We start from the raw sequence: 9,476 nt of genomic DNA, 5'->3' as shown, positions 1-9,476 counted from the left end.
GCCCTGCATCACAGCAAGGGCTTAATTCTCTAATGAAATCCAGTATCTGAATACCCGTTGATTATCTTCTGAATCAAAAAGGGAATCTTCAAATTGGCCACCATTTGCTTCAATAATTTTTTGAGATGGCGGATTTGTTTCATTACAAACCAGTAAAACTTTTTCTAGGTTCAATTCACGGGCTTTTTCTAAACCTAAACGCAGAATTTCTTTCCCCAGACCTTGTCTTCTTTCAGAAGGCGCAATCGAGTAACCAATATGACCACCGAATTTTTCCAAAGTATCGTTTAATTCCGTCCGCAGATTTAACATACCTAAAATCTTTGTTGAATGCTCGGCAACTAAAAGATATTCAAATCCCGGTACTAAATTGTCTGGAATAGTTTCTCTGCTTTCGAATTTTTTTAAATCTGCCAGCCAATCAGAAATGCTAGTGGCAAAGGACAGATAAGAAGTACCAGCGATGCCTTCAGCAGAAGCTGGGAATTCATTTTTATATGCTAGAATTTCTTTTTCTAAAGAAATTGTTGGCGGGATAAGTTGATAGGTTATTGTCATGGAGGACCTCCTGGGATAATGATATAGTATTTGTCTGGTGAGCAGCTTTTATTGTGTTTTGGTCTTTTACTTTAATAAGGTGCTTTTAACAAAATTATTATCATTTTTGTTTAGTCTTTTTATGAGAAAAAATGAACTGCATTGTAGAGGTGACTGTTTTTGAATTATCTTATAGTTTAACCGGAGCAAACAAAAAAGACAACGCTATTTAAACGTTGTCTTGAAAGAGCCACTTAACGGGCTTGAACCGTTGACCTCATCCTTACCATGGATGCGCTCTACCAGCTGAGCTAAAGCGGCGTAGTGATTGAACACAAGATATAGGATAACCAAGAAGGCGATTGTTGTCAATGCTTTTAGAAAAAATATTTTTGAGAAACAATTTTTTTCTAAAAGTTTGGGGTAGTTTAAGTTTTCTTTGTTAAACTTATTTTGGATTTATCTTATCGAAGTGCTTTGTTAAGATTAAAAAAAGGATGTGAAGCGATGTATCCGAAAACTCAGACATTGATTCAAAAATATATAGCAGAAGAAATTTTCCCGGGAGCCGTTTATCAATTTAGAACCCCAGAGGCCGTTGAGAACCAGTCCCTTGGCTGGCGTCAGCTATTACCAAGTAAAGAAAGTATGGAGCTTACGACAATTTTTGATGTCGCTTCTTTAACAAAAGTTATTTGCACGACAACTGTTGTTTTACAGTTGCTAGAAAAGGGAAAATTGCAGATAGATGCGCCATTGAAAGAATATCTTCCAGAATTTGAAAATGATAGCATTACTTTGCGGCATCTTCTGACCCACACGTCAGATATTCAGACATATATTCCTCAGCGGGATAAGTTGACGGCTCTAGAATTGCGTCAAGCTTATTACCAATTACAGCCTGGAGCTGATTTAGGGAAAAAAATGCAGTACACGGATGCAGGCACTATTTTATTAGGTTTTATGTTGGAAAAAATTTTTCAAAAACCGGTCGTGACGATTTTTGAAGAAGAAGTTTTACGACCATTGAAAATGGCAGATAGCGGCTTTTTACTTACTGATGTCAGTCTTGTAGCACCGACAGAAAATCATCCACAGTTAGGTATTTTAAAAGGTGTGACCCATGACCCGAAGGCGCGAGTTTTAGCAGAACATGCTGGTAATGCCGGCCTTTTTACAATATTAGGTGATGTCAGCAAGTTTGTGGAGATGTATTTAAATTTTGGTGAAACGGAATCGGGGCAATTTTTAAAAAAGTCTACGATTACTGGACTGTTGCAAGATCAGACACCTTTAGAAAATGGCAACCGTTCATTAGGCTGGGATATTCATTATCCAGGTACTGAGGGAAAACCAATGTTATTTCACACAGGTTATACGGGAACATTTATCTTGATGGACTTACTTGCCGGCACTAGTTTCATTTTTTTATCAAATCGAGTGCATCCCCTTGATCAGCGAAATCAATACATTGAAAAACGCAATCAGTTGTTGACAGTTTATTTAGCTGAGCTACAGGAAAATAAACCGTTTTAAGAAAAGCTGTGGTATAATTTTCGAGGAAAGTAAAGCGATTTAGATGTTTTTTTATTACACAATGAAGAAAGAGGAGTCAGTCATGGAACCATTATTTTTAAAACCAGTCTTTCAAGAAAAAATTTGGGGCGGCAATCGTCTGCATACGGTGTTTGGCTTTGATTTACCCAATGAAAAAATTGGCGAAGATTGGGCAATCAGTGCCCATCCTCACGGCGTGTCTACTGTTGAAAATGGCAAGTTCAAAGGTCAGCGCTTAGATGATTTATGGAAAGAACATCAAGAATTATTTGGCCATTCAAGTGAGCCGGTGTTTCCTTTGTTAACCAAAATTTTGGATGCGGAGGATGATTTATCGGTGCAGGTTCACCCAGATGATGCCTATGGAATGACCCATGAAGGGGAACTTGGAAAAACAGAGTGCTGGTATATTATCGATGCGGAGCCCGGTTCGGAAATTATTTACGGACACCACGCGAAGACGCGGGAAGAATTGGCTGAGATGATTCATGAAGGCCGTTGGGATGATTTATTGAAGCGAGTGCCGGTAAAAAAAGGCGATTTCTTTTATGTGCCTAGTGGGACAATTCATGCGATTAACGAAGGAATTTTAATTTTAGAGACGCAGCAAAGCTCAGATACCACTTATCGGGTCTATGATTATGATCGCAAAGATGATCAAGGCAATCCGCGGGAGCTGCACATCCAACAATCAATCGATGTGACGACGATTCCTGGTGACACGCCGATTTTAAATGTCAAGGAAGTGCGGCAAGGACAATCTTCAATCATCACGTATATTGAATCAGCCTTTTTCAATGTCTATGAATGGCAGGTGGCCGGCAGCCTTACCGTTAAGGCCCATGCACCGTATACGCTGATGACTGTGACAGACGGCGCCGGTCAATTGGTGATTGACGGTCAAGAATATCCGTTGACAGCTGGCAGCAGCTGTATTATTCCTAATGGTATCGACGAGTGGAAAGTCGAAGGGGCAATGATTGTGATTGCTTCTGAACCTGGGAAAAAATAATTTAGTTTCAGAATGAATAAAAAAGCAGCACTGGCCTCGGTGCTTTCCAAGTTGGAAAGTTCCTTGCCTAGTGCTGCTTTTTACTAATTGCTAGTGGCTGCTTCCTCTTGAAATTCTTTTGGTAAATCAAGCGGCTCGCCGTATTTATTTTTTAAAGCTGTTTTAATAAGGCGGATGGCTAATTTTTCATTGCGGGATAAAATCGGTCCGTGGAAATAAGAGCCATAAACATTTTTATAAATCACGCCTTCAGATTGGTCCTCGCCATTATTGCCTTTGCCTTTGACAACATTACCCAAAGGACGCTCGCCTTCACCTAAGAAGGTACGGCCGTTATGATTTTCAAAGCCGTAATAGGTTTCGTTAAATTCTTCGTTGTGAATCACAATATCACCGATAAAACGATTGTTGTCTTGGCTCAAGGTGTAATGGTCGAGGGCGCTGATGCCGGGGATTTTTTCGCCATTAGCCCCGGTGTAATAATGGCCTAATAATTGATAGCCGCCACAGATTGCCAGCATCACCCGATTATTTTCAATATAGCGGATGATATCTTCTTTTTTTTCTTGAATGTCATTAGACACAATCGATTGTTCGAAGTCTTGACCGCCACCGAAAAAAACGATGTCGTATTTTTCCGGATCAAACTCTTGGTGGATACTGACAATTTCAGTGTTCAAGGTGACGCCCATTTTTTTAGCATAGTATTGCAGCATCAAGAGATTGCCATTGTCGCCGTAAGTATTAAGTAAATTTCCATAGAGATGGGCGAGGTTTAATTGATAATCAGCCACGGTCCATTCCTCCTTTTATATAACCTTTTTGAGCTAGCTCTTTGCGCAGCTGTAAAACAGCGGTGTAGGTCGCTAAAATATAAACATTTTCAGTTGGTAATTGTTTAATATCTTCAATAACTTGGCTTAAGGATTCCTCTTCCTTAATTTTTTCTTCTGGCAGCCCGGCAACTTTTAAGCGGAGCGCCATATCACGATGGCGGTCGCCGCCTGCGATAATTTCAGGAATATTACGCTTGGCCAGCGTCTCGTAATCGCCGTCCCAAATCCAGCTGACATCAATCCCGTCTGCATAATTGGCATTCAATAAAGAGACGAGGGAGAAATCATAGGGTGCTAAATTAATCATGTCGATTACTTGGTTTAAGCCGACTGGATTTTTAACTAAGACCAATGTGCAGTGTTTGCCTTCAATCGTAAATTCCTCTTGGCGGCCAAAAACTTTTTCATCATAGCCTAAACCTTGACGGATTTTTTCCGGGGCCACATTATAATACTCGGCCACAGCTGTTGCGGCAAGCGCGTTGTAGACGTTATAAAGGCCGCCAACTTCAATGCCATATTGTTCATCGTCAATCACAAAATCAGCCGAAACATTATCCATCGCTGTCATTTTTGTTAATTGATAATCCAGCTCAGGGCGATGGAAGCCGCAGTTTGGACAATAATATTTGCCGAGATTAGCGTAGGTAATCATTTTATAATGCAAAATGTGATGGCAGGTAGGACACAAAACGCCGTCGGTATTGTAGTGGGCCATCTGTTCTTGATCAGGCTCGTGATTAAAGCCATAATATTTTCGGGGATTAACAGTTGCCACTGAATTAAAAATTGGCGAGTCGCCGTTTGCTAAAATCGGCGCTGTCGGTGATTTTGCCGCCCCTTCTACAATTAAGCGATAAGTCGTATAGATTTCGCCGTAGCGGTCCATCTGGTCTCTGAAAATATTGGTGAAGACAAAGAGCTCTGGCTTAATGTATTCAGTGACTTTTGCTAGGCTGGCTTCGTCGATTTCTAAAACGGCGAATTTTTCACCCTTTTGCTTTTTTGCATTTAAGAAGGTGGAGACAATTCCTTGGGCCATGTTGGCGCCGGTAGGATTGGTTAAAACCTCAGGAAATTGCTGCTTCAAAATATTTACAGTCAAGGCAGTGGTTAAAGTTTTACCATTGGTGCCGGTGATTACCACAACTTGATAATCCTTTGATAAACTATTCAAAACATCAGGGTCAATCGTCAAAGCTAATTTTCCCGGAAAGCTGGACCCGCCCTTGAAAAAAGTTTTTAAAACCCATTGCGAGGACTTTCCAGCAGCGATTGCCAGCTGACTGCGTAAACTCATAGTGTTCCCTCCATCAAACTTTCATAAATTCAACTTATCTTACCACATTCATTTCAAAAACTTAAATGCTCTTTCTCTAGCTTAAGAAAAAGCAAAAAATCATGACCGGCTTAGCCGATAATGATTTTTTCTTGAGGATATTTGTAGCCACTGTCTCGGCGTTCCTTCGGGATAAATAACAGCAGGGTATAGAGCATGCCGATTCGACCGATAAACATCAAAAGCGCGATGACTAATTTTCCCGTCATGCTTAATTCTGCGGTGATGCCCATTGAAAGACCGGTCGTTCCAAAAGCGGAGGCAACCTCAACAATGATGGCGATTAACGATTGTTCTTCGGTGGCGGTTAAAAACAAGACGCAACCAAAGCACATACCCAAAGAAAGCATAAAGACGACCATTGATTTGCGGACATCGTCATCGGGAATTTGGCGGCCAAAGGCATTGACATTTTTTTCTCCCCGTAGAAAAGAGATGATGTACAGTCCTAAGATGGCGACCGTCGTGGTTCGAATACCACCGCCGACAGAACTAGGCGAACAGCCGACAAACATCAAAAGTGAAAAGAAAATCAAGGTGGTCACTTGAAAATCACTTAAAGGATTAATTTGCAGGCCGGCATTACGGGTGGTCATCGAATAAAACATCGAAGTCATCCATTGCTCTATGGGCCCCTTGTCTAAGAAGAAATGGTCTTTTTCCAATAAGAAAATCGCAATGGTGCCGGCAATAAATAAGACAAAAAAGGCCAGAACGGCTAATTTGGTGAACAAAGAAAAACGAAAAGGAATCGGTGTCGGCTGCTTTTTATAAGCCAGCCACTCGCGAAACTCCATAAGAACAGGAAAGCCAATGCCACCGATAAAAATTAAAAACATAATAATACTTAAAAAGAAATAATCGTGGGCAAAGGGAGTAATCGATTCCCCTGTGACATCAAAGCCGGAGTTGGTGACTGCTGAGATGGCTTGGTAAAAGCCATAGAAGACTGCATCCCAAAAATTTCGGTAATAGCCTCTAAAGTAGAAATACAACGAAAAAATGACACCAAAAATAACTTGGAAAAATACAATAATCCCAAAGGTGATACGAATCAGACGGACAATGCCGCTAAGCTTGGTTTGGTTCATATCGGTCATAATCAGCTGCCGTTGTTTTAAGGATATTCGGCGTTTGGAGACGATAAAGAAAAACGTCGAGATCATCATAATTCCTAGCCCACCGATTTGAAAAAGGATTTCTAAGAGGACTACACCATTTTGATTGAAAACATCGTTAATATTAAAGGTGGTCAAACCGGTCACGCTGACAGTGCTGACAGCCATGAAAAACATGTCAATAAAGGGCTGGTGACTGTCCGGTTCTCGAAAAATCGGCAAGTAAAATAAGAGCAGGGATAACAAGGTCATCACCACATAATACATCACAATTATTTGGATGGAGGTAAAATGTTTGGCAGAAAAAAGCTTTAAAGCCCGTTGTTTTTTGCGAATAAAAGTCGTTACACTCATCTTTAAACTCCTTGCAGGTTCTTGTCACCAGTATAACAGATTTAATAAAAAAATTTAGCGGAACAGCGTAGCAACGAAATAAGTCGAATTGTTTCAAAAAAATGTCGAAATGCGCTAGTATTTAATTGTGATAAGAAGAATTTCATTATAAGAATTTTTCTTAATATGATTAAAAAAATAAAAAGGAGTTCGAGAAACATGAGAAAATTTAATTTAGGTTATTTCATTTTGGGATTATTATTTATCTTCATCTCCATTATTTCCTTTAGAGATCCCGCTAGTAATTTAGTGGCTTTAGTGGTCTTTTTTGCGGTGATGGCAATCTTGAAGGGGATTTTTGAAATTGCGATTCGCCGGCCGCTGCAAAATACTACTGGCGGCAAAGGAACTTTCGTATTAGTGATGGGGATTATCGATATTATTTTAGGAATCTTCCTCTTGTTCAACATGTCAGCTGGCGTATTAGCCTTGCCAATTATTTTCGCTATTTGGTTTATTATTGATTCCATCGGTGAATTGATGATTTCCAGTGCCTTTAAAGAAGTCAGCACTGGCTACTACTGGTTTATGGTAATTGTCAACATCTTGGGAATTATTTTAGGCTTTATCTTACTCTTTAATCCGCTATCAGCTGCCTTGACGTTAGCCTTTTTAGTCGGAATTTACTTTATGATTACCGGCATTACTTATCTAGTGGCGGCCTTTTAATCGATAACAGCGCAAATCTTCAGCAGGGATGTTACAATCCTTGTTGAAGGTTTTTTTATTTTAAAATAGATTTGAATTAGATAAGGAGCGGTTTTATGAAAACTATTTTAGTCATCGGCAGTTCCTCAACGGATTTTATCGTCACCACCAAACAATTGCCAGCAAGCGGTGAAACAGTTTTTGGAGAAACTTTTGCTACGCGCTTTGGCGGTAAGGGAGCTAATCAAGCGGTGGCCGCCAGTCGTCTGGGGGCAAATGTTACTATGATTGGTAGTGTCGGCGCAGATTCCTTTGGAGAAAAAATCACTGAAAATCTGCAGGCCAATCAAGTGGATGTCCAATATTTTAAGCAAACAGCCCAGCAGTCTTCTGGTTCAGCGCATATCACCCTTTATGAAGGGGATAACCGAATTATCGTCGTGCCAGCTGCCAATAATTTATTGACGGTAGCCTATTTGAAACAATACAGTTCGGTGCTCAGCACAGCTGATTTTGTTATCTTGCAAAATGAAATTCCCCAAGAAAGTAATCTTTGGGTGATTGATTTTTGTGCAGAAAAGGCAATCCCTTTACTGTATAATCCTGCACCCGCTCGAGAGATTTCTGCTGCGGCTTTAGCAAAAACGACTTACTTTACACCGAACGAGCAAGAAGTGCAGCAATTATTTCCAAAAAAAAGTTTGTCAGAAAGTTTACGACAATTTCCCAACCAATTGATTGTCACACTGGGGCAAAAAGGCGCAATCTTTTTTGATGGGGCAGAAGAAATTACAGTGCCAGCTTTTGCGACAGAAGCTGTCGACACAACAGGGGCCGGCGATACCTTTAATGGAGCCTTTGCCGTGGGAATCTTGCAAGGCTTGCCGATTGCTGAAGCAATTCGTTTGGGCAATTTAGCTGCCAGTTTTTCGGTTCAAGGATTTGGAGCCCAAGGTGGGATGCCGACCCTTGCAGATTTAAAAACTTCTGCTGATTTTACTTTTAAGTTTTAAGGGAAAGTGACATTTAAGGCACAAAAAACTGCCGATTCGGATTGTAGCTAAACTAGCTTAATCCCAAAATTGGCAGTTTTTTTGTGGAGATAATCGGCAGAAAAATTAGTTTACAACGGTCCATTCATTGATGCTCTTGCCGTTTTCATCGAGTAATTCTAACCAGCTATTGGTGCCGCCGAAATATAAAAAGAGGCCGACTTCATTGACACTTTTTAAAACAATATCTTCAGTTGTTGTAAAATCTTGAAACTGGTGCTGATGTTCTTGCCGTAACTGCTCGCCAAACCGAGCGGAAAAGCCCAACGAACCATCTTTATTTAATGGCGCTTGTGGCAGCATTTTAGCACCGGCTTTAATCAGCATTTCATTGCGTTTAATCCAGAAAACTTTTGCTTGTGCATCTGGTCGGTCAACAGAAAATTCAATTTCACTAACTTCCTTCGTCCATTTATGGCGGGGCTTACCACCCTTTGCTTTGCTGGTCTTTTCCTCAGCGGCTTGTGGACGGGTCAGAGGATAGCCAAAGCGTTCCAAAATCAAAAAGCTGTCTGCAAAAGCGGGGATAATAATTTTTTCGATATTTTCCGGCAGAGCTGTCTTTTTCAATTTCGCAGCATAGGGCTGGCCAGCAGTATGCAGCACATTATTTAAATAAGTGCTGTAATAATCCTTTTCTGTTTCTAAAGGGAAATCCAAATAAATGAATTGGTCAAAGGGGACATCTGGATCTTCAAAGGCATTCGTGGTGGACAAGGCCACAACTTTTCCAGCATTTAAAAAGAAAAGAAAACCAGAATCATGTTCGCTTTGAAAAGAAAAGCCCATATTTTTAGCATCAGCAGCAACTGGCTTGGTAATAAAAATGGTTAAATCATTGGCCCCTAAAATTTCAGTGTAAGCTTCGTATAAATTCACTTTTAGTTCATGCAATAAATTATTTGTTAAAAAGTCCATTGTAAATCCTCCTTGAGTTAACTGTATCAGTTACTTTCTATTAAACCTCTTTTCAATTTCCTTGTC

At 40.3% G+C, this 9,476-nt stretch carries 9 protein-coding genes and 1 tRNA gene; 4 read left to right on the top strand and 6 right to left on the bottom strand.

Going from position 1 to position 9,476, the window contains the following annotated elements:
• Positions 1-21: 21 nt before the first annotated feature.
• Both AC1Z3S_RS15435 and AC1Z3S_RS15430 read right to left on the bottom strand, forming a co-directional pair.
• Positions 22-558 carry a GNAT family N-acetyltransferase gene (locus tag AC1Z3S_RS15435; protein WP_461741102.1) on the bottom strand — a complete coding sequence of 179 codons (537 nt, stop codon included), beginning with the start codon at positions 556-558 and terminating at the stop codon, positions 22-24.
• Positions 559-785: 227 nt separating this feature from the next.
• Positions 786-858 (bottom strand) — tRNA-Thr (locus AC1Z3S_RS15430).
• A gap of 186 nt (positions 859-1,044) precedes the next feature.
• Between AC1Z3S_RS15430 and AC1Z3S_RS15425 the strand changes: the two genes are divergently transcribed.
• Both AC1Z3S_RS15425 and manA read left to right on the top strand, forming a co-directional pair.
• Positions 1,045-2,073, top strand: coding sequence for a serine hydrolase domain-containing protein (locus AC1Z3S_RS15425; protein WP_461741101.1), 1,029 nt, complete (start codon positions 1,045-1,047; stop codon positions 2,071-2,073).
• Between the two features lie 82 nt (positions 2,074-2,155).
• Entirely contained in the window at positions 2,156-3,106 is a 951-nt protein-coding gene (gene manA / locus AC1Z3S_RS15420; RefSeq protein ID WP_461741100.1) for a mannose-6-phosphate isomerase, class I, read from the top strand.
• Between the two features lie 83 nt (positions 3,107-3,189).
• On the opposite strand, the gene AC1Z3S_RS15415 is transcribed toward manA, so the two are convergent.
• The 3 genes from AC1Z3S_RS15415 to AC1Z3S_RS15405 form a co-directional block, all read right to left on the bottom strand.
• Entirely contained in the window at positions 3,190-3,900 is a 711-nt protein-coding gene (locus AC1Z3S_RS15415) for a type 1 glutamine amidotransferase (protein WP_461741099.1), read from the bottom strand.
• Positions 3,893-5,242, bottom strand: coding sequence for a MurT ligase domain-containing protein (locus tag AC1Z3S_RS15410; protein ID WP_461741098.1), 1,350 nt, complete (start codon positions 5,240-5,242; stop codon positions 3,893-3,895). Before AC1Z3S_RS15410 ends, AC1Z3S_RS15415 begins: the two co-directional genes overlap by 8 nt.
• A 110-nt stretch (positions 5,243-5,352) precedes the next feature.
• Positions 5,353-6,753, bottom strand: a complete 1,401-nt coding sequence (locus AC1Z3S_RS15405; protein ID WP_461741097.1) for a TrkH family potassium uptake protein — start codon at positions 6,751-6,753, stop codon at positions 5,353-5,355.
• Positions 6,754-6,951: 198 nt separating this feature from the next.
• Here AC1Z3S_RS15405 and AC1Z3S_RS15400 point away from each other — a divergent pair, with 198 nt between their 5' ends.
• Positions 6,952-7,461: an HdeD family acid-resistance protein gene (locus AC1Z3S_RS15400; RefSeq protein ID WP_461736506.1), complete on the top strand. Its 510-nt coding sequence runs from the start codon at positions 6,952-6,954 to the stop codon at positions 7,459-7,461.
• A 95-nt stretch (positions 7,462-7,556) separates the two neighbouring features.
• Positions 7,557-8,453: a ribokinase gene (gene rbsK / locus AC1Z3S_RS15395; protein WP_461741096.1), complete on the top strand. Its 897-nt coding sequence runs from the start codon at positions 7,557-7,559 to the stop codon at positions 8,451-8,453.
• A 105-nt stretch (positions 8,454-8,558) separates the two neighbouring features.
• Here rbsK and AC1Z3S_RS15390 read toward each other — a convergent pair whose 3' ends face one another.
• Positions 8,559-9,410, bottom strand: a complete 852-nt coding sequence (locus AC1Z3S_RS15390; protein ID WP_461741095.1) for a hypothetical protein — start codon at positions 9,408-9,410, stop codon at positions 8,559-8,561.
• Positions 9,411-9,476 lie beyond the last annotated feature (66 nt).

The organism is Enterococcus sp. LJL90 (genome assembly GCF_056924355.1).
This window is presented reverse-complemented; position numbering and strand designations above follow the sequence as displayed.

Coding starts and splice junctions, on each gene's coding strand:
- AC1Z3S_RS15435 (WP_461741102.1), bottom strand. CDS start 558: ATGACAATAACCTATCAACTTATCCCGCCAACAATTTCTTTAGAAAAA.
- AC1Z3S_RS15425 (WP_461741101.1), top strand. CDS start 1,045: ATGTATCCGAAAACTCAGACATTGATTCAAAAATATATAGCAGAAGAA.
- manA (WP_461741100.1), top strand. CDS start 2,156: ATGGAACCATTATTTTTAAAACCAGTCTTTCAAGAAAAAATTTGGGGC.
- AC1Z3S_RS15410 (WP_461741098.1), bottom strand. CDS start 5,242: ATGAGTTTACGCAGTCAGCTGGCAATCGCTGCTGGAAAGTCCTCGCAA.
- AC1Z3S_RS15405 (WP_461741097.1), bottom strand. CDS start 6,753: ATGAGTGTAACGACTTTTATTCGCAAAAAACAACGGGCTTTAAAGCTT.
- AC1Z3S_RS15400 (WP_461736506.1), top strand. CDS start 6,952: ATGAGAAAATTTAATTTAGGTTATTTCATTTTGGGATTATTATTTATC.
- rbsK (WP_461741096.1), top strand. CDS start 7,557: ATGAAAACTATTTTAGTCATCGGCAGTTCCTCAACGGATTTTATCGTC.
- AC1Z3S_RS15390 (WP_461741095.1), bottom strand. CDS start 9,410: ATGGACTTTTTAACAAATAATTTATTGCATGAACTAAAAGTGAATTTA.